The 26,351-nt window shown below is 73.1% G+C and carries 7 protein-coding genes and 1 CRISPR repeat array; of the genes, 3 read left to right on the forward strand and 4 right to left on the reverse strand.

Translation table 11 applies throughout. The features are described from left to right. Positions 1-366 precede the first annotated feature (366 nt). A CRISPR array of direct repeats spans positions 367-2,033; the repeat unit is 31 nt; unit sequence GTCGCCCCTTCACAGGGGCGCGGATCGAAAC. 13 nt (positions 2,034-2,046) lie between these two features. Both AAC134_RS08160 and AAC134_RS08165 read right to left on the reverse strand, forming a co-directional pair. Next, positions 2,047-2,547 carry a hypothetical protein gene (locus tag AAC134_RS08160; RefSeq protein ID WP_339948580.1) on the reverse strand — a complete coding sequence of 167 codons (501 nt, stop codon included), beginning with the start codon at positions 2,545-2,547 and terminating at the stop codon, positions 2,047-2,049. A gap of 296 nt (positions 2,548-2,843) precedes the next feature. Beyond that, positions 2,844-3,242 carry a hypothetical protein gene (locus AAC134_RS08165; protein WP_339948581.1) on the reverse strand — a complete coding sequence of 133 codons (399 nt, stop codon included), beginning with the start codon at positions 3,240-3,242 and terminating at the stop codon, positions 2,844-2,846. Positions 3,243-4,712: 1,470 nt separating this feature from the next. On the opposite strand from AAC134_RS08165, the gene AAC134_RS08170 reads away from it, so the two are divergent. Continuing rightward, positions 4,713-11,420: an autotransporter outer membrane beta-barrel domain-containing protein gene (locus AAC134_RS08170; RefSeq protein WP_339948582.1), complete on the forward strand. Its 6,708-nt coding sequence runs from the start codon at positions 4,713-4,715 to the stop codon at positions 11,418-11,420. A 454-nt stretch (positions 11,421-11,874) separates the two neighbouring features. Here AAC134_RS08170 and AAC134_RS08175 read toward each other — a convergent pair whose 3' ends face one another. Further along, a complete protein-coding gene (locus tag AAC134_RS08175) occupies positions 11,875-21,840 on the reverse strand; it encodes an autotransporter outer membrane beta-barrel domain-containing protein (RefSeq protein ID WP_339948583.1) in 9,966 nt (3,321 codons plus the stop codon). 1,003 nt (positions 21,841-22,843) lie between these two features. Between AAC134_RS08175 and AAC134_RS08180 the strand changes: the two genes are divergently transcribed. Further along, entirely contained in the window at positions 22,844-24,250 is a 1,407-nt protein-coding gene (locus AAC134_RS08180) for a 4-hydroxyphenylacetate 3-hydroxylase N-terminal domain-containing protein (protein ID WP_339948584.1), read from the forward strand. 225 nt (positions 24,251-24,475) lie between these two features. On the opposite strand, the gene AAC134_RS08185 is transcribed toward AAC134_RS08180, so the two are convergent. Next, positions 24,476-25,030, reverse strand: a complete 555-nt coding sequence (locus tag AAC134_RS08185) for a TetR/AcrR family transcriptional regulator (RefSeq protein ID WP_339948585.1) — start codon at positions 25,028-25,030, stop codon at positions 24,476-24,478. 185 nt (positions 25,031-25,215) lie between these two features. On the opposite strand from AAC134_RS08185, the gene ribB reads away from it, so the two are divergent. Next, positions 25,216-26,349, forward strand: a complete 1,134-nt coding sequence (ribB, locus tag AAC134_RS08190) for a 3,4-dihydroxy-2-butanone-4-phosphate synthase (RefSeq protein WP_339948586.1) — start codon at positions 25,216-25,218, stop codon at positions 26,347-26,349. Positions 26,350-26,351: the final 2 nt, after the last annotated feature.

Consider the following 26,351-nt stretch of genomic DNA (forward strand, 5'->3'; position numbering starts at 1 on the left):
CCAGCTTGGAGCAGCCACCACGAAGGGTGTGGTGAGACCCCAATCACCCCATCTGTCTCGAAGCGATCATCCGCCCCGAAACCGACAGTCTACGCTACTATCACCTCGGTGCGAACTGGACCCGCCGGGTCGACCATGTGGGCGCCAAGCCGGCCCTGGATCTCAACGGCCCGCTGATCCTGTAGCCCTTGCGAACCCCAAGGGCGCCGGAGCCGCGTGGAGGGTTCGCAAGCAGCGCAAGGTGCTGCACTTTTTGGCGCCCGCCCCGCTCGCGCGACGCCCACTACGAATGCGGCCGGTCCGTCAGCACGCCTTCGCAAACTCGATAGAATTTCCAGTGCTCGTCCAACACCATATAGATAGGCAGTCGCCCCTTCACAGGGGCGCGGATCGAAACCTGGTGGGCCCGGATCAGGTCGCCTCCGAAGTCGTCGCCCCTTCACAGGGGCGCGGATCGAAACGCTGGCATCGGGTGCATCAACCCCTCGGTGGCGAGTCGCCCCTTCACAGGGGCGCGGATCGAAACGTCAATGGTCTGAAGTCCGCAGAGGACAGCCTGAAGTCGCCCCTTCACAGGGGCGCGGATCGAAACTCGTCCAGGCGCTCGGGTTCACGCCCGCTCAGATGTCGCCCCTTCACAGGGGCGCGGATCGAAACACAGCCTGATCGTCGCCGCCCCAGATGTCGTCCAGTCGCCCCTTCACAGGGGCGCGGATCGAAACACCGCAGCGGCGGGGTTATGCTTTGGGGGCGAGGTCGCCCCTTCACAGGGGCGCGGATCGAAACTCCTGCACCGTCGCGAACAGGGACAGGGTCGTGGGTCGCCCCTTCACAGGGGCGCGGATCGAAACTCGTCATAGCGGTTGATCCGGTAGGCGGAGCCGTGTCGCCCCTTCACAGGGGCGCGGATCGAAACTCGTCCAGGCGCTCGGGTTCACGCCCGCTCAGATGTCGCCCCTTCACAGGGGCGCGGATCGAAACCAGCAAGAACGTGATGCCGCCCGTCGACACGAAGGTCGCCCCTTCACAGGGGCGCGGATCGAAACATCGTCGGGGCTGCTGGCAGCGTGCGGGGCGTGGCGTCGCCCCTTCACAGGGGCGCGGATCGAAACGGCCGCGGTCTGCGTCTCGGCGATCAGGTCGCGGACGTCGCCCCTTCACAGGGGCGCGGATCGAAACACGGCCGAGATCGACCGGCAGGCGCGCGGCTTCGGCGTCGCCCCTTCACAGGGGCGCGGATCGAAACACGAACACCGGGTCGCCCTCTGCGCGGCCGTCGAGGTCGCCCCTTCACAGGGGCGCGGATCGAAACTCGTCGGATGCACGGGGCCGAAGCCGCCCACGATGTCGCCCCTTCACAGGGGCGCGGATCGAAACGTCCAGGACCGCTTTGCGGTTGGCGGGGGTGGGCTGTCGCCCCTTCACAGGGGCGCGGATCGAAACCCGTTGATGGTGACCTCGTGAGGCATGGTCAGTCGTCGCCCCTTCACAGGGGCGCGGATCGAAACCGCATGGCCCTCGACGGCTACGGCTGGGAGGACAGTCGCCCCTTCACAGGGGCGCGGATCGAAACGCGACCTACCCGCCGAAGCTGATCGAGCCCTGCATGTCGCCCCTTCACAGGGGCGCGGATCGAAACCCGCAGCCAGCTGAACATCGCCGCGCCGGCGGCGGTCGCCCCTTCACAGGGGCGCGGATCGAAACACGGTGCGCTGGTCGCTTTCGCTGGGGACGTGCTCGTCGCCCCTTCACAGGGGCGCGGATCGAAACATTTCCGCGCCGATGGCTTTCAGGTCGATCCCCGGGTCGCCCCTTCACAGGGGCGCGGATCGAAACTTCAGGTCGGCCTTGTTCTGGTCGACGTGCTGCTGTCGCCCCTTCACAGGGGCGCGGATCGAAACCTGCACCCGCTGGCCGACCTCGTAAGCCGTCATGGTCGCCCCTTCACAGGGGCGCGGATCGAAACTTAGCCTGGCGCAGCGAGGACAAAGGAGGGTCGGAGCTCGCCCCTTCACAGCGGCGCGGATTGAGACCTCAACACCGGCCTCAGGAAGTTCGGGTGAGACGAGTTCCGAAGGTGTCGGCCTCCTTGATCGCCTGCTGCTGCTTTTCGGTGTCGGTAGGATCCAGCAGGGCGTTGGCGCGCTGGCGGGGCGTGCGCCCGCCCGCGGCTTCGGTGACCTTCGCGCATGCAGGCTCGTCCAGCTTGCAGCCCAGCGCGGCCAGCCGGGCCGCGAGGCTTGACAGCGCGTCCTCGTCGCGCCGGCCCTGCTCCATTCGATCCATCAGCTTCGCGAGCGAAACGGCGCGCCTGCGATCTATCGGCCGGGAGGCGTTCTTCGTGCTTTCCGACGCGCTCAAGGCGTCGATCAGGATGAAACGGGTCTTGGTGTGCGCGTCGGGCATCACCGCGCGCAGGTCGATGTCGGGGATGGTTTGCACGCCGCGACCGCGCATCTGCTCATCATAGCGCTCCGACTTTACGTCGCGCATGAAGATCAGCGCCTTGATCGGCTTGTTGTCGGTGCCGGCGGCGATCATGTCCACGGTGACCGCGACGCCCGGGAACGGGTCCACGCGGAAAGCATTGATCAGCGACCTCGGATGCTCGCCGCCGTCGCGGTAGGCTATCTATCTGGCGAAGTCGTTGCCCTCGCCGAAGACCTCGCGGACGATCTCCTCACCGAGGGAGGCGAGGCCTTGGCCGTGGTCCTTTCGAAGGACGCGGACGAGGGCGGCGGCGCGCTGACGGTGACGGCGGTGGACGGCTCGGCGGAGGGCGTAGGGGCGGCCCTGGCCGGGCGCCGGGGCACACTGACGCTGCAAGCCGATGGCAGCTACGTCTACGTGGCCGACCAGGCGCAGCGCTGGCCGAGGGCAAAGTCGAGGTCGACCGCTTCACCTACCGCGTCGACAACGGCTTCGGCGGCACGGCGGAGGCGGCGCTGGAGATCGAGGTCGCTGGCATCGACACGGCCATTGGCGGGACGCGCACTGCGGATCGGCATATGGGCGACGCGGTGGTGAACCGCTTGATCGGAAAGGGCGGGGCCGAATCGCTGTTCGGCGAGTGCGGCGACGACGAAAAGCTCAGCGGCGGCGGCCGGGACGTCTTGGTCGGCGGCCGTGGCTACGATGCCCTGATCGGCGGCGGAGGCCGCGATCGGTTCGTCTTCCGCCGGGGTGATGGTTGGGACGAGATCACCGACTTCCAGTTCGGGAAGGAGCAGCTTGAACTGCAAATCGGAAATTCGAATCCCGCGCCGACCTGAAGATCCGCGAGAAGGGCGGCGACCTCCTAATCCGCCACGACAAGGGCCGGATTCTGATCAACGACGCCGACAAGAGCGACCTCGACGCCGCAGATTTCCTGTTCTGACGGCGACCAAGCCGGTGGTCGGAACGATCCGCAACGAAACCGCAACGAAACACGGGAACATTCCACGCATACGCAGGGGTCAGTTGAAACTGATTACACTGATATCGAACGAAAATTTTGATGCCCCCAGTCTTCGGGAGGCAGGGGTCGGAGGTTCGAATCCTCTCACTCCGACCAAAACTTGGGTGGGTTTCGCTGCTCGATCCGCAACGAAACGCGCGACGAAACCCACCTGATCACCCCGCTCTGATCTCCATGATCGCGGCCGCCCGCCGTCGCTGGTCAGGGCCGGGCTGTCGACAGACCCCCTCCAGCGTCGCCGCAACTGCGGCCCCTCGGCCCACCGTGCGGCGAACTCGTCCAGTTCGCGCCGGGGGATGCGCTCCCACGCGTGACCCGTCACGCGGATCCAGCGGTCGCCGGGGCGGCGCCAGGCGGGGGGCTGGAGCGCGAGCTCGCAATCCTCGAAGCCGACGTCCTCGTCGCCCCGGCAGATCACGCAGGCGCCGTCGCGGAGCAGTCCCGGGCGAAACATCTCGCCCTTCTCGGCAACGGGGACGAAGCGGAGCTCGTCGCGGCCCAGCGGCTTGCTGCGGGTCCTGACAGCGCGAGGAACCGGACCGGCGACCGCTCTGGTGACATCGCCGTCGCGCCTTGCGACGAGGACAGGCCGTCGAGGGCCCGGAGGTCGATGTGCTCGACACCCCGATGCGTTGGGACGCCGAGGACAAATGAGCAGGCGGCCAGGCGATCTGGCTCGACGTCCGCATCGACAATCACGAGGACCTGCGCCGGATGCCGGGCGCCCGCCATCCGCCGATGGACGCGGCCGGGAAAGCCGAAGTACCCACCCGCTCGGCGATCCGCGATCAACGCGTGCGGCGCGGCGGGTCGCCGCTCGGAACGCAGCCTTCCGGCTCGGGTCGACCGCTTGCACGGCGCGCCAGTGGCGATCGTCGCCGACCACAGGACGGCTGTCTTCCGCGGGACGGAGCGCGGCGACGGTTGTCGGGTTCGTCGACGAATACGTCCGATTCATCGATTCTCGCCTCCCGCTGCCGCCGTTCCATGCATCTTCCGCCGCAGCGCGCCGACCGGACGCCGCGCGGCCTCGCGGGATCTCGCCCCAGACCGGAGCCGGTTCGAGATCGTGCGGCGATCGCCGAGGGAGCGGGTGAGGGAGCGGATGAAATCCGCCTCCCGCGCCCGCCGAGCGCGCGGGAAGACCCACGGGTCCGCGATCGGAACGCCGACAGAAAAAGGTCGACATATCGCCACGGCGCCCGCTTCCTGCGGGCAGGGATACGCCGAGAGGGTTCGAGTGAAAATGTCCATGGTTTACATCGGTATCGCGCCGCGCGGGCGCGTCGCGCTGTTGCTCGCTTGCTCCGCCGTTGCGCTGGGGGCCGGCCAGCCCCTGTCTGCGCAGACGTTGAAGAGCTGCGCCACGCCAAGCTCGACCGGCGACGAGAGCTGCACGATCAACTCGAGCGATTCGGTGTCCGGCGCGCATGTCGAGTTCACCGGCGCCGCCTCGACGGACGAGGACGACCGCGGCGCCTCCGGCGGCACCTACACCCTGACCAACAACAAGGCGATCACCGTCGGCGGGACCCAGAACGACGTGCTGTTCCTGCGCCTCGACGGGGGCCGGGGCTATGACAACTCGGGCGGCTCGGGCTCGCGCGGGGGCGACGGGGGCACGGTGCATCTCGAGAACAACGCCGCGATCGTGATGCAGGGGACGGCGTCGTCGACCTCCGGCTCCGACGACGGCTCGCTGCCGGGGATCTGGGACGATCCGGGCCGGGTGACGGCGATCTACATCGCCGGCGCCGGCGGCCGGGGCGGCGACGCGCTGGCCGGGGCGGGCGGCGGCGACGGCGGCGACGGCGGCATCGCCGGCGAAGGCTGGCTGCACAACTACGCGGACGTCACCGTCTCGATGGGGCTGCCCTACGGGGGCGCGGGGCTTTACGGGGCGATGGTCTCGGGCGGGGGCGGCGGCCAGGACGACACCGCCGGCGACCAGGACGGCGGCACGGCCGGCGACGGGCGCGACCTCCAGATCGAGAACACCGGCCGTGTCACGGTCAACAGCGGCTCGGCCTCGAAATTCGCCTGGGGGATCGCGGCCGAGTCCATCGGCGCCTCGGGCGGCGAGTGGAACGGCAACGGCGGTCAGGCGGGCACGCTGGGGCTGACCAGCTCGGGCGACGTGACGGTCACGGCCGACGGCTCGGACCTGACCCTGGGCGTGCGGGGCATCTACCTCGCCAGCGTCGGCGGACCGGGCGAGATCCAGGGCTCGTCGGACGCCTCCGACAGCGGCGGGCGCGGCGAGGAGGGCAACACGATCACCGCCACGGTGACCGGCGACGTCACCGTCACCTCGCATTCGCTGAGCGAGCCGGTGGACGTCTTCAACCCCCAGCTGCGGCCCACGGACGACTACGCCACGGTCGGCGCGATCCAGCAATCGGGCGGCATCGTGATGTATTCGCGCGGCGGCGACGGCGGCGGCGGGCCGCAGGCGGTGGGCAGCTCGGACCGCGCCGGCGGGACCGGCGGGGCGGCGAGCGTCTCTGGCGCGATGACCCTGACCATCGACGGGGGCGCGCAGATCACCACCCATGGCGACTGGCTGCCGGGCGTGGTGATGCTGAGCGTCGGCGGCGTCGGCGGCCAGGGGCGCGAGGACAGCTCCGGCGCCGGCGGCGGGGCCGGAGGCGGCGTCGACCTCGAGCTTCTGCGCGGCGGGATCAGCACCGACGGCCAGGGCGCCTACGGCGTGCTGGCGCTGTCGCAGGGCGGCCCGGGCGGCGACTTCACGCCCTCGAGCGGCGTGGTCGACTTCACCCCGGCCAACGCCGGCGGCGGCGGCGCCGGCGGCGGGGTGATCGGCGACCTGGGCATCTACTTCGCGGACGAAAGCGCGGCGGGCGAGCTGACCGAGAAGATCGCGGTGCAGACCGCCGGGGCCGGCGCCTCGGGCGTGGTGCTGCGCAGCTTCGGCGCCCAGGGCGGCGCCACCGGCGACAGCTTCCAGCTGTTCGGGCAGGCGGGGTCCTCGACCGGCTACGGGGGCGACGGCGGGGACGTGGTCGCCAACCTCTATGTCGACGTCGACACCGCCGGCGACAACGCCCGCGGCGTGCTGCTGCAGAACATCGGCAGCAACGGCGGCGACGGCGGCGACGACAGCGGCCTGGTGGTGGTCGGCGGCGCCGGCGGCGCGGGCGGCGACGGCAAGCGGGTGTTCTCCCGCCTCTACGGCGACGTGACCACCGGCGGCGAGGGGGCGGCGGGGCTGCTGGCCCAGTCGATCGGCGGCGGCGGCGGCGCCAGCGAGGAGGTCGGCGGCGCCGTGGCCATCGGCGGCCAGGCCGGCGCCGGCGGGGCCGGCGGCGAGATCGACCTGAACCTGGGCGGCGCGACGGTGACCACCTCCGGCGCCTTCTCCCACGGCCTCGTGGGCCAGTCGGTGGGCGGCGGCGGCGGCGACGGCGGCGCGGCCTTCGACCTCTCTGCGGGCTCGCTGCCCGCCACGGGGCTGGGGGGCGCGGGCGGCGCCGCGGGCGCCGGCGGCGCCGTGAGCATTGCGACCAGCGCCGACGACGGCAGCATCGACGCCGACGTCACGCCGACCACGATCCTGACCCGGGGCGACAACGCGGCCGGCGTCATCGCCCAGTCGGTGGGCGGCGGCGGCGGCACCGGCGGCGACGCGGACGGCGGGGGCGTCTCCATCGCCTCGTTCCAGATGGCCGGCGCGGGCGAGGCCGGCGGCGCCGGCGGCGCGACCGTCATCGACCTGACAGGCGGCGGCGTCACCACCACCGGCAGCCATGCCATCGGCCTGCTGTCGCAGTCGGTGGGCGGCGGCGGCGGGGCCGGCGGCTCGGCCTTCTCCTTCGACGCGGACCTGGGCTTCGCGCTGTCGATCGGCGTCGGGGGCCTCGGCGGCGACGGCGGCTGGGGCGGCAACGCCACGGTCGAGCTCGACGGCGTCACCATCGCCACCGGCGCCGAGGGCGAAACCGACAGCCACGGCCTGGTGGTGCAGTCGGTCGGCGGCGGCGGCGGGACGGGGGGCTCCTCGGTCTCCAAGGCCGTGGCCAAGGCGGTGACGATCCCCGATTCCGACGTTTCGGTCGGTTTCGCGGCCGCGACCGCGCTGGGCGGCAAGGGCGGCTCGGGCGGCGCGGGCGTCACCGCGACGGCGACGCTGGCGGGGACCACCATCGCCACGCTGGGCGACGGCGCGATGGGGGTGATCGCGCAATCCATCGGCGGCGGCGGCGGGGTCGGGGGCAGCGCCTCGTCCTCGGCCGGGGTGAAGGGGGGGGAGGAGTCGATCTCCGCCTCCGTCTCCGCGGCGCTGGGGGCGAGCGGGGGTTCCGGCGGCTCGGGCGGCAAGGTCAACGTGACGCTCGACGGCAGCAGTGCGATCCGGACCTCGGGCGACCATGCCAACGCGATCCTCGCGCAGTCGGTCGGCGGCGGCGGCGGCGTGGGCGGGGTCGGCTCGGCCTCCACCTCCTCGGTGGCGGACGGCTACTCGATGCAGGCGACCCTCGGGCTCGGAGGGCTGGGCGGCTCCGGCCAGTACGCCAACACGGTGACGGTGGCGCTGGACCAGAATTCGGTCATCTCCACCCAGGGCTCGGGCGCGCGCGGCGTGGTCGCGCAGTCGATCGGCGGCGGCGGCGGCGCCTCGCAGGGCGGCACCATGGCGGTGGCGGGGAACGACGGGCCGGACGAGGAGCAGGGCTCGCTGACCCTCAACCTCGGCAAGTCGGGCGCGAACGGGGCCAACGGCGGCGCCATCGTCACCACGACCTACGGCTCCATCGCCACCCAGGGCGACGATGCCGACGGCGTGCTGGCGCAGTCCATCGGCGGCGGCGGCGGGCTCGGCGGCTCGGCGGGGAACGACGCGGGCTCGGACGAGGAGGGCGGCCGCTTCGGTGGCGGGGACGAGGACACGTCCTACGACTTCCAGGTCTCGGTGGGCGGCACGGGCGGATCCGGCGGCAATGGCGGGGCGGTGAGCCACGCCATCGGCAACGGCGCGCAGATCACCACGCAGGGCGACCATGCCGACGGGGTGGTGCTGCAGTCCATCGGCGGGGGCGGGGGCGCCGGAGGCTCGGCGCTCGCCGACGGCTCGGACGGCTCGGCCGACCTCGACCTGCGGCTGGGCCGCAAGGGCGGCGAGGGCGGCGTCGGCGGCGCGGTGACGCTGAGCGCCAACGGCAACGTCGGCGGCTCGGTCGCCACCCACGGCTACGCGGCGCATAGCTTCGTGCTGCAGTCCATCGGCGGCGGCGGCGGCCAGGCCGGCGACGGCTCCACCCGCTCGGGCGGGACGCTGCACCTGGGCGGGGTGGTGAACACCAACCAGTCCGGCCAGCAGGGCGGCGCCGTCTCGGCCTCGGGCTACAAGAACATCGAGACCTACGGAGACGATTCCTTCGGCCTGCTGGCGCAGTCGATCGGCGGGGGCGGCGGCGTGGCCGCGGTGGGCGCCGCCGAGAGCGCGGACGGCGACCTGTCGCACACGGTGATCGCCGGCGGCGCCGGGACCCGCAACAACCTGGGAACCTCCAACGGCGGCACGGTCGACGTCAGCTTCGGCTCGAACCTGACCACCAATGGCGACCGCGCCATCGGCATGGTCGCCCAGTCCATCGGCGGCGGCGGCGGCGTGGCGCTGACCGGCGGCGCGCAGGGCGCCGCCTCGATGACCGTGGGCGGAGGCGCCGGCAACGGCGGCGCCGTGACCCTGCACTACGTCAGCGGCGCCCTGAACACCTATGGCGACGGCGCGCACGGGCTGGTGGCGCAGTCCATCGGCGGCGGCGGCGGCCTGTTCGGCGATTCCGGCGCGGGCGCGCTCGACCTCTATCCCGTCGACTCGAACCGGGTGACGGGCAGCGCCGGCGACGGCTCGAGCGCCGGCGTGACGGTGACGGTCGACGGCACGATCACCACCCGCGGCGCCGGCGCCTTCGGCGTCGTCGCCCAGTCCCTCGCCGGCGGCGGAGGCATGGGCGGCGGCGCCTCGGGCGCCTGGGCGGGCCTGACCGGGGACTACGACGCGGGCGCCGACGGTCAGTCGGGCGGGGTGAGCGTGACGGCCAACAAGGCGATCTCGGCCCCGGGCGAGAATTCGGTCGGCATCTTCGCGCAGAGCCAGGGGGCCGTGGACAACGCCGCGGTCGAGGTGACTGTGAACGCGCCGGTCGCCGGCGGCTCGGGCGAGCAGGGCCTGGGCGTGCTGATCTCCGGCGGGCGGGACAGCAACACCCTGACCGTGACCGCCAACGGCCATGTCTCGGCGGCCTCCGGCGTGGCGGTGCGCTACCAGGGCGACACCGACATCGAGGGCTATTCGTTCCTGACCATCTCCAACGACAGCCTCGCGGGGATCGAGGGGAACATCGAGGCCTATTACCTCAACGGCGCCGCCATCCCGGGCGAGCCGTCGCAGGGGACCGCGAGCGCCCTCGCGGCCGCGAAGGCCGCGCCGGTCGCGGCCCCGCCCGCGCGGATCCTCAACCGCGGTCTGCTGACCGGGGCGACGCGCTACGACGCCCACTTGGTCAACCGCGGCCGGCTCGAGATCGGGGGCATCGGCAGCCGCGAGACGCTGGACGTGGCCGGCGACTTCGCCCAGGGCCGGCGGGGCGAGACGGTCGCCACCGTTCACTTCGCCCGGGGCAAGTCGGACCTGCTGCGCATCGCCGGCGACGCCGCCCTGGACGGGTCGCTGATCCTCGACACCCAGTCGGTGATCGGGGGCGTGGACCTGAAGCTCTTGTCGGCCGGCGGCGCGGTGTCGGGCGCCTTCGACGAGGTCGCCTCGGACCTGATCGTCTACGAACAGCGGATCACCGGCCGCGGCGCCCTGAAGATCCGGGCGACCGGGCAGAGCTTCGCCGACGACAGCCTGGGCCTGACCCCGGCCCAGACGCGCACCGCCCGCTATCTCGGCGCCCTGTTCGAGAGCGGCGACACCCGCTTCGCCCCGCTGTTCGGCGACCTCGAGACCGAGGCCCGCGCCGGCGGCTATCCCGCCGCGCTAGACCGCCTCGCCCCCAGCGCCGGCCTCGCGGCCGCGGCGGCGAGCTTCGAGCTGACGCAGGCCCGCTTCGACGACCTGCTGGACTGCGAGCATTCGCCCGGCGCGGTCACGGGACCGGGCGGCTGCCTGCAGATGCTGGGGTCGGGCCGGCGGCTCGACATCGACGGCTCGGGGCCGGCGCTGGGCTATGACGGCGTGGTGTGGGGCCTGGGCCTGGCCGGCGGCGTGGCGCTGAGCGACACGTTCCAGGTGGGCGCGTCGCTGGGCTGGGACCAGGCCTCCTACGACGGCGAGGGCGGCCTGGGGTCGAGCGAGGGCGACACGGTCTACTTCGGCCTCTCGGCGACGCAGGACCTGGGAGCGATGAGCCTCTCGGCCGCGGGTATGGCCAGCTACGGCGAGGTCGACACCCGGCGTCTGGCCGGCGCCGCGGCGCCCGGCCGGACGGCGACGTCGAGCCACGACCTGCTGACGCTGGGCGGTCGCCTGCGGGCGGCCTGGCGGCAGGACATGGGCGCGAGCTGGCTGACGCCGATGGCGGATCTGGACCTGATCTGGACCTCGGCCGACGGCTATGTCGAGCGCGGCGCCGGGCGCGCCTCGCTGCGGGTTGCGGACAGCGACGCCACGGCGCTGGTGTTCACGCCCGCGATCGAGGCGGGGACCGTGATCCCGGTGACGGCCGAGATCGGGGCGCGGGTCTGGGCGAAGACCGGGGTCAGCTTCTCGACCCTCGATTCCTACTCGGCCCGGGCCCATTTCGCCGCGGCCTCGCCCGCGGTCGGCGGCTTCGCCAGCGACGCGGCGGCGCCCGACGTGGTGGGCCGTTTCAGCGCCGGCATCGGGCTGGCCGGCGACGCCGCGACCAGCCTCGACCTGAGCGTCGACGCGACGGTGGGCAGCGGCTACGTGGGCGGAGCCGGCAGCCTGAAGCTGACCCTGCGGTTCTGACCCGGCGCGACAGTCGCAAGGGGTCGGCCCGGAGGCGGCTGACAAGGCAGGAAGGGCGCGGCGCCGGTCGCGCCCTTCGTCGTTTCTCTTTCGCCCGCTGAGCGGGCCGCGCGCCGCCCTCCAGATCGCCGCGGGCCAGGCCGTCGCCGTTCCCTGGCAGTCAAGACGATGCGGGCGCGCCGACGCGCGCAGACCTGCGACGCAGGGGACCGCAACGAAACCGCAGCGAAACAAGCCGACAGGGGCGCGCGCGCGGACCTCGACACTTCCGCGGCTGTCGTCGGCGGCTCAATCCCGCCGAGATGCCCAGGCGGGAGAGGGGGTCATCGGCGCGGCGCACGCGGCGCCATCGTCCCGCGAGAGGGCGCCCGACGACGGTCCTTGCAGGCGTCCTGATCGGCCCGCGGCGGGCGCGGTGGGGACCCGCCCGGACGATGCCGGGCGGGGTCGGGGTTCAGAAGCGGACGTTCACGCTCAGGCGGCCGGTGTGGCCGGCGTAGCCGTCGCCCAGCGCGCCCTCGTAGCTGACGCCGAGGTCGACCTGCTCGCCGACTTCCAGCGCCGCGCCGAGGCCGAGGCGGCCCACCACCTGGGACTGGGCGGCGCCGTTGACGAAGCCGGCGATGCCGGTGGCGTCGCGCGCGAAGCGGACCTCGGCCGAGTAGGAGTCGAGCGACGAGAAGCTGACCCCTGCCCGCGCCCAGGCCCGGAGGCCCAGCCGCTGCCCGGCGCTCTCGCCCAGCTCCCGCCGCAGGCCCGCCTCGAGCGAGGGGGTGACCACGAAGGCCGTCTCGTCGGCGTCGGCCACCCGCAGGCCATGCCGCCCTGCGCCGGTCTCCGAGAAGCCCTCGGAGGCGACGTGGATCAGGTCGAGATCCAGCGACGGCTTCAGCCAGCCCCCGCCGTCGAGCGACTGGGTCCAGGCGGCGCGCGCCCGGAGCCCGAGGCTCAGCGCCCCATGCTCGGAGCGCGCCTGGCCGGGGGCAAGCGGGCCCGCGGCGCGGCGGCCGTCGAACTCCGACCAGGCCGCGGTGGCGGCGCCGCTGAGGGCGAGCGCCCCCATCTCCCGGGTGAGGCCGGCGCCGAGGAAGCCTGTGGTCCCCTCGACCGAGCCGCCGCCGCCCTGGCGGGCGAGGTTCAGCGTCTCCCAGCCCAGCGCGCCCGACACCTGCCAGCCCGGAGCGACCTCCAGCGCCGCGGCGAAGCCCGCGGTCCAGGCGTCGCCCTCATAGCCGGCCGCAGTCCCGCCGCCGTCCTGGTCGAGGCTGCGCCCCGAGCCCAGGAGCGTCAGGCAGCCCGCGCCCTCGCCGCCCCAGGAGACGCTGCGCCCCCCGGCCTCGCCGCAGCCCAGCAGCGTGTCGAAACGCTCGCGCGTCAGCTCGAAGGCCGCGGCCTCGCCGGCCAGGCTCGCGCCCAGCGTGGCGCCGGAGAGGGCCTGGCCGAGCCCGCCGCCCTGCGCCGCCGCCTCGAGCCGGCCGAACAGCCCGGCGAAGTCGCGCTCCCCGGTCAGGAACAGCCGCTCGAGGTAGCCGGCCGCCGCCCGCTCCTGCCCGCCGAGACCGGGGGCGGAGGCGAGCTCCACCCCGCTGGCGCGAACGGTCACGCCGTTGTTCTCGACCACCTGCTCGAAGCGGAAGATCGCTCCGCCCAGCCGGTCGAAGGCGCCGGAGATGTCGCCGTCGACCTCGATCAGCCGATGCTCCGCGCCTCCGATCAGGGCCCGCGGCGCGAGGCTCAGCGCGCCGTCCAGCGTCAGGTCGCCCGCCACCGAGATGACGTCGCCCCTGCCCTTCAGCGGCTCCGCATCCACCGCCAGCACCGCCTGCGGCCCCATCGTCAGGTCGCCGGCGATGGCGAGCGCGGAATGCTCGCCCGCCTCGCCCGCCACCAGCAGCCCGCGGTTGAGCACGTGGGCGTCATAGCGCTCGGCCCCCCGCAGCACGCCGCCGCGACGGTTGACCAGGTCGATCGAGGGCTGCGGCGCCGGCTGGACGGCCAGCGCCATGGGCTGCGCCGCGACGCCCGCGATCGCAGCCCGCGGCTGCTTGACGCCGCGGGGCCCGAACTGCGAACCGTCGACGCCGCGCTCGGTGCGGCCCTTCACGAAGGAGACCGTGCCGTCGATGACGCCGGAGTTGCGGATCGAGAGATGCGAGTCATAGGGGTCGTTGCGGCTGACGTAGCGGATCGCCTCGCCCGACAGCGCGGTGACGGTGGCGCCCTTGAACACGGTGATCGCGTTCTCCGCGCCGCCGCCGTGCATCAGGATGCCGTAGGCCGAGTCGCCCGAGCCGCCCTGGACGAGGCCGTTGACGAAGGCGTCGATCCACACGTCTCCCGTGCCCCGGCCGTTGCTCGCCCCCAGGCTCTGCAGGAACACCGCCGTGCTGTTCCGGCCGTTGGCGATCACCGCAGCCTCGGGCTGCATGATGAAGTCGATCGCGCCGCCCTGGCCGGTGTCGCCGGTGGCGGTGAGGCCCGCGAAGGGTCCCCGGGCGTCGCCGCCCAGGCCGCCGCCGCCGCCCAGCGACTGGGCGATGACGCCGTAGGCGCCGTCGCCGTGGGTGATCAGCGGCTTGTCGACGTTGACCCCGACATAGCCCGCGTTTCCGGCGCCGTTCATCCGGTCGATGGTGGTCGGCGGCGCCCCGCCGAGGCGGCTGTAGACCAGGGTCAGCCCTTCGGCGAGCGAGACGTCGCCGCCGATGCCGCCGCCGCCGGCGATGGACTGGGCGACGATGCCGTGGGCGCCCTCGCCGAAGGTCATCGCGCAGCTGTCGAGCGCCTGCACCGAGCAGCTCTGCGGGCCGCCCAGGGTGACGTCGACGTCACCCGCGCGGGCCGTGCCGACATAGCCCTCGACGCCGCCCAGCCGCACGTCCGAGACGCGCGCCTCGCCGGCCGAGGCGATGCCGCCGCCGCCCGAGATCGACTGCGCCACGATGCCGATGGCCCGGTCGCCCGCGGTGACCATGCGCCCGTCGAAGGCCACGTTCACGGTGTCGGCGACGTTTGCGCCGTCGCCGCCGCGCCCGCCGAGCTGGAGCGTCACGGTCCCCCTCGCGCCGCCAAGCCGCGCCACGCCGCCGCCGCCCGAGATCGACTGAGCCACGATGGCATGGGCGTCGTCGCCCTGGGTGATCACCTGGCCGAGCGAACCGGTCTCGACCCCGCTGGCGCCCTCGCCGAGATACTCGCGCTGGATCCAGACCTTGCCCGCGGCGCGATCGTCGCCGCTGGCGCTGGTCGCGCCCAGGGTCAGGCGGGCGTCGCCGGCGGTGTCGGCGAAGCTCGCCAGGCCGCCGCCGCCGCCGATCGACTGCACGACCATCCCGTAGGCGCCCGCGCCCTCGGTGAAGATGGCGCCGCCGTCCTCGCCGCGGCCGCTGTGGGTGAGCTGGGCCAGGCCGGCGCGGCCGCCGCCCTGGGTCTGGCCGAGCGCGAGGGTCAGGCCGGGCCCGTCGCCCTGGCCCTTGCCGAAGTCGGCGATGCCGCCGCCGCCGGCGATGGACTGAACCGCCAGCCCGTCGGAGTAGGCGCCCGCGGTGGCGATCGCGCCGCCGAACAGCACCTCGACGTCGTCGGTCCAGCCGGTTGCGGCGCCGGTGGCGCCCAGCTGCGCCGACACGCGGTCGCTGAACCAGCCCGTCGCGAAGGCCGCGGTCGAGAGCTGGCCGCCCCCGCCCGACACCGACTGCACGCTCACCCCGCGCGAGGCGTCGCCCTCGGTCTGCACCAGCGACGGCCCGGCCGCGTCGACGCCCATTTCGAGGCTGACCGCCCCGCCGTAGGAGCTGCCGCCGCCCGAGGTCCCGAGCGTGGCATTGTTCGCCCAGGTCGCCGGGATCAGGGCGAGCCCGCCGCCGCCGCCGACGGACTGCGCCAGCAGCGCCGGGGCGCCCTCGCCGCGGGTTGCCAGGATCGCGTCCCCGATCTCGAGGCTCAGCGCGCCGGGATGGGCGATGGCGTCGCCATTGGCGTTGGCCTGGCCGGTGGAGTTGGCGCCGCCGACGCGCACGTCGGCCACCCCGACCCGCGCCGCGTTGCGAACCTCGAGCGAGGTTCCCAGGGCGCCGACGCCGCCGCCGCCCACCACGTTCTGCGCCAGCAGGCCGACCGCGCCGTCGCCCGAGGTGCGGATCCGCGCGCCCTCGCCCATCGTGGCCGATAGCGCGGCCGAGCCGAAGGTTCCGCCATAGTCGCCGCCCACCCGCAGCCCGTTGCGGTCGTCGCTGTCCGACGCCGCGGCGCGCAGGGTGGTCGAGCCGATGGCCGCGATGCCGCCCCCGCCCATGATCTCCTGCAGGACCACGCCGTTGGCGCCCCAGCCGGAGGTGGCGAAATCGCCGGTCAGCGTCGCCTCGATCCCGCCGGCGGCCGCGTTGGCGTCGAGCCCCTGCGCCCGCTGCCGGTCCGCCGCCCCGGCCGAGGTCGTCCCCGAGGCGCCGACGCGCACCGAGACCGCGGCCGCGGAATCCGAGGTCGGATCGTGGCTCAGCCCCGCCACGCCGCCGCCGCCCGAGATCGACTGCACGATCGCCGCCTCGGCATAGTCGCCCCAGGTGCGGATGGCGCCGCCCAGCGCCGCCGTGAGGCCCAGGTTCTGGATCCCGGCCTGCGCCGTGGACTGGCCCAGGTCGATGCGCATCGAATAGCTGTTGGAGTCGGGGACATAGGACACCGACCCGGGCGCCTGGCGCTTGCCCTTGTCCTCGTCGAAGGTCCACGAGGCGCCGCCGGCCGCGCCGATCACGCCGCCGCCGCCGCCGATGGCCTGCGCCACCAGACCGTCGGCGTCCGCGCCGAGCGTCTGGATGTCGCCGTCGGCCTTGACGCTCGCCGCCGCGGGCAGGACGTCGGGGAAGGCGTTGGCGCCCAGGATCGAGATCTCGCGGGTGACTTTCGCGCTCTCGCCGGCGGTGGCGCGCTCGAGCAGCTCGAAGCCGGTGGCGACGCCGCCGCCCGACTGCACGCTCTGGGCCACCACCCCGCGCGAGCCTGCGCCCAGCGTGGTGATGTAGGCGCCCTCGCCCAGGGTCACGTCGAAGCGGTCGGCGCCGCCGCAGACGATCCCGGTCGCGCACTGAGCGGCCGACCCCATCGCGACCTTGCCCGAGGAGAGCGCGGTCGTCCGCGCCCGGTCGATTTCGGCCGGCGTCAGCGAGACCACCCCGCCGCCGCCGCCGATGGACTGCACGATGGCCGCGTAGGCCCCCGGGCCCCGCGTGGTGATGTCGTCCTCGAGCTTCAGCGTCGCGCCGCCGGCGCGGGCCGTCGCCGCCGTGGCTTCTCCCGCGCCAAGGGCCACGTCGAACAGCAGATCGAGCGCGCTCTGCGGCGCGGACTCGGGGTCGTAGCGGCGCAGGGCCGAGCCATAGGCCATCGTCGCCATCGTCGTGCCGCCGCCGCCGGCCACCGACTGCACGATGACCGCGTGGGAGGCGAGCCCGTCGGTGCTGATCTTGGAGCCCGCCTCGAGCTGGGCGCGCACCGGACCCGAGTCGCCGATGGCCCCGTCGGAGCCGTGGCGGAGCAGCTTCGCGCCCTCGATCCCCGCAAGGCCGCCGCCGCCGCCGACCGACTGCACGATCAGGGCGGGGCTGCGCACGCCGGAGGTGACGATCTCGAACGCGCCCTGGGCCACGGCCTGACCGCCATTGCCCCCGCGGCCCCCGTCGCCGCCGGCGATGAAGTCGAGATGCGCGCCCCGGAACAGGGCGTTGAGGTCGTCGACGACCATGTCGCGGTCCTCGATGTCGATATGCTCGAGCGCGAGTTCCGCCGCGGTCAGCGGCGCCGTGCCGATGCCGCCGATGCCGCCTCCGCCGCCGATCGACTGCACCACCAGGCCGAAGGCCTTGGCGCCGGAGGTGGCGATGCGTCCGCCCTCGCCGTTCGCCTCGGCCCGGGCGCCGTCGCCGCCGGCGCCGCCGTCGCCGCTCTCGCCCAGCCCCAGTCGGATCGCCGCCGCGGGCAGCGCCTCATCGGGGTCGCCGTATAGCTCGTAGAGGTCCAGCTCCTCGAAGGCGGGGTCGTCGTTGGTCTGGGGCTCGCCGTCCTCCTCCGGCGCCTCGGTGTCGGCCTCGAGGCCGAGGTTGCCGACCAGGCGCGAGGCGCTGCCGCCCATGCCGCCGCCGCCGCCCACCGATTGCAGGATCACGCCATGGGCGCGGTCGCCGTAGGTGACGACCTGGGCGTCCTCGCCCAGCGCGAAGCCGACGTTGCCGCCGGTGTTGCCGGCGCCGCCGGTCCCGCCGATGCGCAGCGACAGGTCGAGGAAGCCGATGGAATCGTGGGGCACGGCGCCCCCGCCCACGCCGCCGCCGCCGCCGATGGACTGCAGCGCCACGCCGTCCGCGTAGTCGCCATGAGTGACCACCACGCCGTCGAGCCGGGGCATCATGAAGCGGTCGGCGTCGTCGCTGTCGACCTGCGTCGCGCTCACCGCGAAGTCGCCGCCCTTGCCGCCGTCGCCACCGGTTCCCCCGACGTTGAGGCTCAGCGCCCAGGGGCGGGCGATCTGCTCCTTGATCTCCTGAAGCTCGAGCACGAAGTCGAGCTTCGTGCGCTCGCCGTCCTCCTCGGCGCCGCCGCCGCCGAAGGCGCCGCCCAGGCCGCCGCCGCCGCCGATGCTCTGGATCAGCACGCCGTCGGCGTCGGCGCCGAAGGTCTCGATGGCGCCGGCCAGGTCGGCCTCGGCGATGCGCCCGCCGTCGCCGCCGTTGCTGCCGGTCATGCCCACGCCGATGCTCAGGCGCGGGGCCTTCACCCCGCCCAGCTTCTTCATGATCGCGTCGGTCAGCTTGGAGGTGAACGCCACCGAGGCGGTCTGCGAGGCGCCGCCGCCGCCGCCGATGCTGTGCATCACCAGCCCGCGGGAGCCTTCGCCCTGCGTGCGCAGGTAGGTCGCCTCGCCCAGGACGGTGGACATCCGGCCGGCGTTGCTGGCGCCCTCGCCGCCGTATCCGCCCATGTTGATCTTCATCTTCACGCCGGCGCCTTCGCCGAACTTCTTGGTGCCCGCGCCGGCGACGCCGCCGTTGCCGCCGCCCTTGGCGACGCTCTGCGCCAGGATGGCGTTGGAGCTGGGGCCGAAGGTCTCGACCAGCGTCGCCCCGCCCAGCCGCACGTCCACGTCGCCGCCCGTGCCGCCCGCGCCGCCGTTGCCGCCCATGCCGATCGAGACCGAGGTGTTGACCCGCAGCGACTTGGCGTTCGACTCCTCGCCGCCGGGGATGAACTCCAGGATCCGGTCCAGCAGCAGCGAGGCCACCGCCATCGAGGTCCCGTCGCCGCCGTCGCCGCCGCCCCCGCCGACCGAGTGCGCCAGGATGCCGTGGGCGCCGTCGCCGCGGGTGGTCACGCGGACGTCGCCGAGGCGGAGCGCCACGGAGCCGCCCTCGCCGCCATTGCCGCCCTTGCCGCCCACCGCCGCCGCGCCGGCGATCGCCACCTGCGTGTCGGCCTCCGGGATCGGCAGGTCCAGCGCCATCGCCAGCGCGTCGGCCGAGCCGCCGATCCCGCCGCCGCCGCCGATCGACTGGGCGACGATGCCGTGGTTGTTGGCCACGCCGTCGCGCAGCGCGTCGCCGCCCGTCGAGATGCTGGCGTCGTCGAGGTTGAAGAACAGCGTGCCGCCGTCGCCGCCGCCGCCGCCCTTGCCGCCCACGGACACGGCGCTGCCGAAGCCGAGGCTGACGTCGGTCGAGCTGGCCGAGCCGCCGGCCCCGCCGCCGCGGCCGATGGAATGGGCGATCAGGCCGCGGGCGTGGCTGCCGGTGGTGGAGATGTCCAGCGCCTCCGCGTCGACCGAGACCCGGCCGCCGTTGCCGCCGTCCGCGCCTTCGCCGCCGATGGCGATGGAGGACAGCGCCCCCAACCCGAAGGCGAGCGAGCGCGCGTCGCCCCCGGTTCCGCCGCCGCCGCCGATCGACTGCAGCACCGCGCCATGGGCGCTGTCGCCCTGGGTGTCGATGCGGTTGCGGTCGCCGTCGCCGTCGGCTTCGACCCGGAACTCCACCGTGCCGCCGTTGTTGCCGTCCGAGGCGCCGTCGCCGCCCAGGGCCGCGTTGGGCAGGCGCCCGGCGATGGTGAACACGTCGCCGCCGTTGCCGCCGCCGCGGCCGATCGACTGCGCCAGCAGACCGAACGAGTATTTGCCCTCGGTGCTGATGCGGGTTCCGGAATCCAGCGTCACGTTCACCGTGCCGCCGGCGCCGCCGGCGCCGCCCTGGCCGCCCACGGTGAAGATCCCCGCCACGCCGCCCACGTCGATCACGTCGCCGCCGCCGCCGCCGATCGACTGCATCACCGCCCCGATCGAGGCGTCGCCCAGGGTCTGGATCAGGCCGCCGTAGCTGTAGAGTTCGACGTCGCCGCCAGGCGTGCCGTCGCCGCCGCCGCCGGCCACCACGATCGCGTCGTCCTCGTCGTCGCCGCCGTCGGCGCTGATCCCGGCGCCGTCGGTGGTCAGCGCGCCGCCGCCCCCCGCGATGGACTGCATCAGCAGGCCGTGGGCGCCGTAGCCGTCGGTGAACGTCGAGAACCGCCCGGTCGCGCGGACCCGTCCCGCCGTGCCGCTGTTGCCGCCCTTGGTCTCGCCCGCGCTGATCAGCGAATACTCGACGTCGGCCGAGCCGCCGCCCCCCGCCAGCGACTGCATCACGATGCCGATCGCGCGGTCGCCCTCGGTGACCACGACGGGCGCGGTCTGGACGGATTTCGTGGGCAGGATCAGCGTCAGGTTGCCGGCGTTGCCGCCGCGGCCCGCGCTCTCGTCGTGGAACTCGACCAGACCGCTTGACGTGCGCACCCCGCCGCCCGAGCCGCCCTTGGCCTGCATCATCACGCCGACCGCGTTCTCCCCCGAGGTGGAGATCGTGGCGCGGGCGCCGAGCGCGACCTCGAGGTCGCCGGTGTCGCCGCCCCGCCCGCCGTTGGTGTCGGTGGAGTTGCCCAGCCCCCCCAGAGCCCCCTGGGCGTAGAGCGCCACGCCCATCACGTTGTCGCCCGTCACCTCCACGGACGCGCCGCGCGCCAGCGAGATGCGCGAGGTCTCGAGGGTCTCGGTCTCCTTGTTCCAGCCTGCGTCGCCGCCCGCGCCGCCGTCGGCGCGCGAGAGGCCGTCATGCGTGGCGCCGCCGGCGGCGCCGTAGGTGGCCCCCAGGATGCCCGCCGACTGATAGATGAAGGAGGGGACCGACTCGACCTTGCACACCGCCCCTTCGGGGCAGGCGCGATCGATGATCAGGTCCTCTGGCGTGGCGGCGCGGGTGAAATCGCCGGCGTCGACCACGATGCGCCCGTCATGGGTGATCCGCACGGCGCCGGAATCGCCCCCGTCGCCGCCGTCCACCGAGAGCGACCGAGAGACCTTGCCGGCGTAGCCCCCCTGGCTCGAGGCGAAGATGCCGTAGGCGCGGCCGGCCCGGTCGACCAGGGCGCGCACCAGGATGTCACCCAGACTGTCGACCACCGTGCGCCCGGCGTCGCCGCCCTGCGAGGTGGGATCGGCGCCGTGGCCGGCCGCGCTCTGCGCGAAGATGCCCGCGGCGAGCGTGCTCATCGGCGCGTCGCCGCGCGCGCAGCCGCCGGCGAAGCTGTCGCACAGGCTGACGTCGCCCGTGTTGGTCACCGTGACCGAGCCGGCGTCGCCGGCGTCGCCGCCCCGGGGCTCGCCGTCGGTGGTGTCGCGCTCGCCGCCCGAGCCCGAGCTGCTGCCGGCGAAGATGCCCACCGCGCCGCCGCGCTCCACGCCGGGAGAGGTCGTGGGCGTGGCCGGCTGCAGCCGCAGGTCGCCGCTGTTGGTCACCTCCACCGTGCCGCCGTCGCCGCCGCGGCCGCCGTCGCCCCCGCCGAAGGTCTGCTCGCGCGCGTCGCGGCCCTCGCCCCCGACCGAGGCGGCGTAGAGGTTGAAGACGAGGCCGCCGCGATCCCAGAGGCCGGCGGCCGAGTCGTCGCCGGAATGCGCCGCGAAGCTGGGTTGCTCGAGCGTGGCGTCGGCCGTGTTGATCAGGGTGACCTTGCCGCCGGCGCCGCTCGCGCCCGCGTCGTCATCGTCGTTGGCGCCCTGGCCGCCGCGCAGCCGCAGGGCCAGCGAGGCGAACTGCCCGCCGGTCGCGAGGTCGTTCAGGATCTGGTTGTTGGTCAGCGTGTAGACGCCGGCGGGTTCCGCATCGCGGTCGGAGCCGCCCGGGGCGGTCGGACCGGTGTAGAGCACCTGCGCGCCCGCCACCGCACCGTCGGCGGGGAGCGTACAGCTCTGCGTGCCCAGGGTCGGCGCGTCGCAGTCGGCGAGCTGCTGGGCGGCGGCGCGGCCCGAGCTCAACCCCAGGGCCGCAACGCAGCACGAGCCGAGCAGGGCGGCGCGAAGCGGCGCACGCGCGCCGGGGGCGCGCGAGGCGACGATACGAATGGACATGGCTGTTTCCCCAAACGCTGCATCAGCCGGATGGCAGCCATCCGACCCCCGCGAATCTCGTCCCCCCGGACCACAAGACGCGGTTAACCTTTCGTTTATCGAACCGGATTGATTTTGCAAGCGCTTGATATGGATTGCCGTTTCACAATGTGACCGCCAGCGGCCGGGCGCTTCCATCGCACCGCACGGTCAGCGGAACGACCAGCCGTTGGAGCCAGCCAGGTCCATCACCCCCCCCGCGACTCCGTCCAGACCGCTCTCGCCGCCATGCTCGGCCGCTGCGGCAAGTCCCGGAAGGCCGTCGCGCGCGAGGCCGGTTTCGAGCGTCGCAACGTCATATCGATGAAGACGTCGGGCGAGACGGAGGCGCCGATAGACGGCGCCCGGGAGAGCGCACGCGCATGCGGCGCGGCCGCCGGTTTTCACTCGGCTGGCTCTGGCCGAGTCTTCTCCGGCTGCGCCGGAGGCGCTCGACCATGGACCGGGCAGCTCGGTTCCGACCCGCCGGGCGAGCGTCGGGATTGGAGCGGGACCCGACGCCTGGAGGCCCTCGTCCGACTCTGCGCGGGTCGCCGCCCCCGTCGCGCATTCCATGGTTCACGGACCGCATTCGACCCGCAGACGCTTCGGCGATCCGTGCCGCCCCCCCCTCAAGCGGGCGGAGAAGCTCACGTTGCCGATGGCCCATGGACTTTGTCCCGGACGCGCTGATGGACGGCCGACAGGCCCGCGTCTGAGCGCGGATCGACGACTTCGGCCGCGAATGCCTGGCGCTCGCGGTCGACACCTTGATCTCGGGGCGGCGCGTGACCCGGGAGAGGGTTGCCCACTCGGCCGACGCTTTCGTTCGAGAGACTTGCCCGGGCCAGTCGACCCGAGGACTGCCGAGAAGGAAACGCTGGAAGACGAACATAACATATGTTATGGAATCGATCGAAAGAGCGGATCCCGCCGCTTGCACAGACGGCGCGCCGACAGCGCCGCTCAAGGGAGACGAGACCAGATGGGCCTGATGACCCCGCAGCAGTACGTCGAAAGCCTCAACGACGGCCGCGTCGTCTACTGGGACGGCGAGAAGATCGACGACGTCACCAAGCATCCGCGCTTCAAGGTGCCGATGGCGCTGGTGGCCTCGGACTACGAATACGACGACAACCGGTTCGGAGACCTGCGCCGCTACACGACCGAGGAGGGCGACGAGGCGCACCGGATCTTCCAGATCCCCCGCTCCGAGGACGACCTGCACACCCGGGTCGAGATGATGAAACGCACCTCGATCGGCACGCTGGTCTCGGGCGTGTTCATGGCGCTGCAGGCGATCAAGGACGACCTGGCCAAGGTAAAGCCGGAATACGCCGAGAACATCGAGCGCATCTACCGCCACTGCCGCGACAACGACCTGCGCGGGGCCGAGGTGATCACCGACCCCAAGGGCGACCGCACCCGCCGCGCCCATGAGCAGGACGATCCTGACCTGTTCGTGCGCATCGTCGAGCGTCGCGACGACGGCATCGTCGTGCGCGGCGCCAAGCTGCACATCACCGCCGCCTCGCTGGTGCACGAACTGGTGGTGATGCCCACCAAGGGCATGCGCGAGGGCGAGGAGGACTACGCCGTCTCGTTCTCGATCCCGGTCAACGCGCCGGGCGTGAAGATCATCAACCGCAGCTTCGCCCCGGCCGAGCTGAACGCCTTCGACTATCCCGCCTCGGCCCATCACTCGATGCCCGAAGGCTTCGTGATCTTCGACGACGTGTTCATCCCCAACGACCGCATCTTCCTGGCGGGCGAGGTGAAGCTCGCCTCCCGTCTCGCCCAGTCGCTGGGGTTGTGGGAGCGCGCCGGCGGCGTGGTCGAGGCGGTGCGCAATGGCGAACTGTATGTCGGCCTCGCGCATCTGGTCGCCGAGATGCAGGGCAAGGAGAAGACCCCGGCCGTGCAGACCGCGCTGTCGGAGCTGATCTGCTACTACGAGATGATCCGGATGGGCCTCGACAGCGCCTGCCGGCACTACGAAAGCACCGAGACGGGGATGGTCTATCCCAACAACCTCGGGATCAACGCGGTCAAATACTACCTCGCCTCGAACTTCCACGAGATGATGAAGCATCTGCATGACGTCGGCGGCGGCCTGGTGCTGACCCAGCCGATGGAGGCCGATCTTCGCCACCCCGAGGCGGGCGAATACATCCGCAAGTACCTCCACACCCGCGACGACGTCGACATCGAGAAGCGGATGCGGGTCAACAACCTGATCCGCGACCTGACCGCGGACGCCTATGGCGGCTGGTGGTTCGTGACCACCCTGCAGGCGGGCGGCGGCCTGGCCGCGCAGCGGTTCATGATGAACCGGCTGTTCGACATCGAGGGCGCGCGCAACGCGGCGCTCGAGGCCGCCGGAGCCGACTGAGTCGACTGAGGCGTCAGGCCGGCGACCGCTCCTCGCGGCGCGCCGGCCCGTCGCCCCGGGCGCTCCCGCCCTCCTGGTCCGCGACCGCGCGGCCGCCGGCGCGCCGGCGGCCCGGCGGCGCCCTGTTGCGGAGACACGTCGGTGACTTCGATCCTAACCCTCGCCCGCCTCGGCCGGGCCGCGCCGCCCCTCAGGGCGTTGTCCCGCGCGACGCCTCCCGGCCGGTCAGCGCGCCGGCGCCTGGGCGGTCAAAAGGTCCAGCACCCGGCCGCGAAACCCGGTCTTGTCGCCGTCTTCCAGCGTGACGAGATGCGCGAGGTTCGCGGCCAGCAGGATCTGGGAGCGCAGCCGCGCCTCGGCCGGCGCGAAGCCCATCCGCGCGAAGGCCGCGCCGACGAACTCGACCACCACGCTCTCGGCGTCGTGCAGCGACTTGGCGGCCCGCGGGTCGGAGGTCGCCCAGACGCGCATCGCCCGGTCGAGGTCGAACAGCCCCGAGGCGACGCTGCGGGCCGCCAGCAGTCGGATCTGGTCGACCGGATCGTCGACCTTGCGCGCCACCTCGTCCGCCAGCCGACTGACCTGGTCGGACGAGTAGAAGTCGGCCAGCTGCCCGAGGTAATCGTCCATGTCCGTGAAGTGATGGTAGAAGCTGCCGGTCGAGATGTGCAGCCGCTTGGCGAGCTTGGCCAGCCGCATGCCCGCGATCCCCTGCTCGATCAGCAGGCGCTGCCCTTCCTGGAACCAGTCGGCCTTCGACAGTCTGCGCGTTCGGGTCACGGACGCTCCCGGGTTGTGAATCGGATCGGGGGCAGTGTGGCCGATCTCTGGGGGCGGCTCAATCCGCGGCCTAGAAAAAATCCGCCAGTCTCCATGAAAAGTGAAAAACCAGAACAGACAAGATCCCGTGAACGACTTGGCGTTTCGGGGACGGGATTGGCTTTCGTTCGAGAAGGACTTGCATCATGACGCTTGCCGTCCGCACGCAACAGGTGGAAGCCTCCGGCCTCAGCCCCATCGAGGCGATCATCGCAGAGGCGCGGGCCGGCAGGCCCTTCATCCTGGTCGACGCCGAGGACCGCGAGAACGAGGGCGACGTGGTGATCCCGGCCGACGCCGCGGATGCGGGCGCGATCACCTTCATGGCGCTGCATGCCCGCGGCCTGATCTGCCTCGCGCTTGACCGCGGGCGGGTCGAGACGCTGCGCCTCGCGCCGCAGCCCCAGACCAACCGGGCGGGGCGGGAGACCGCCTTCACCGTCTCGATCGAGGCGCGCGAGGGGGTGACCACCGGCATCTCGGCCGCCGACCGCGCGCGCACGATCGCCGCGGCCATCGCGCCGGGGGCGCGGGCCACCGACCTCGCCTCGCCCGGCCACGTGTTTCCGCTGATCGCCCGCGACGGCGGCGTGCTGGTCCGCGCCGGCCACACCGAGGCGGCGGTCGACATCGCGCGCCTCGCCGGCCGCCCCCCCGCCGGGGTGATCTGCGAGATCATGAACGAGGACGGCTCGATGGCGCGGCTGCCCCAGCTGCGCGTCTTTGCCGAGCAGCACGGGCTCAAGATCGGCGCCATCGCCGACCTGATCGCCTTCCGCCGCCGGACCGAGCGGCACCTCGAGCGGGTGCACCGCGCCCCCTTTCCCTCGCGCCACGGCGACGACTTCACCCTGCATGTGTTCCGCCACCGGCTCGACGGATCCGAGCATGTCGCGCTGACCCGAGGCCCCGTGGGCGAGGACCCAGAGCGTCCGGTGCTGGCGCGAATGCACCAGATCGACCTCGCCGCGGACCTGCTGGGCCACGCGGAGGCGCGCGAGGACTATGTCGGCCGCGCCATGCGGGCCATCGCGAAGCACGACGGGCCCGCGGCGCTGGTCTTCGTCCACGCCTCGAGCCCGACCTGGATCTCGGACCGGATCCGGGGCCTGGGCGAGGAGGCCGCCCGCAGCGAGGCGCTGCGGGACTACGGCGTCGGCGCGCAGATCCTGCGGGAACTGGGCGCCCGGCGGCTGGAGCTGCTGACCTCCTCGGAGGTCAAGCCCGCCGCGATCGAGGGATACGGCCTGAGCATCGTCGCGCGCCGTCCCGTCGACTGAGA

This window comes from uncultured Albimonas sp. (assembly GCF_963977235.1).
Classification (GTDB): Bacteria; Pseudomonadota; Alphaproteobacteria; order Rhodobacterales; family Rhodobacteraceae; genus Albimonas.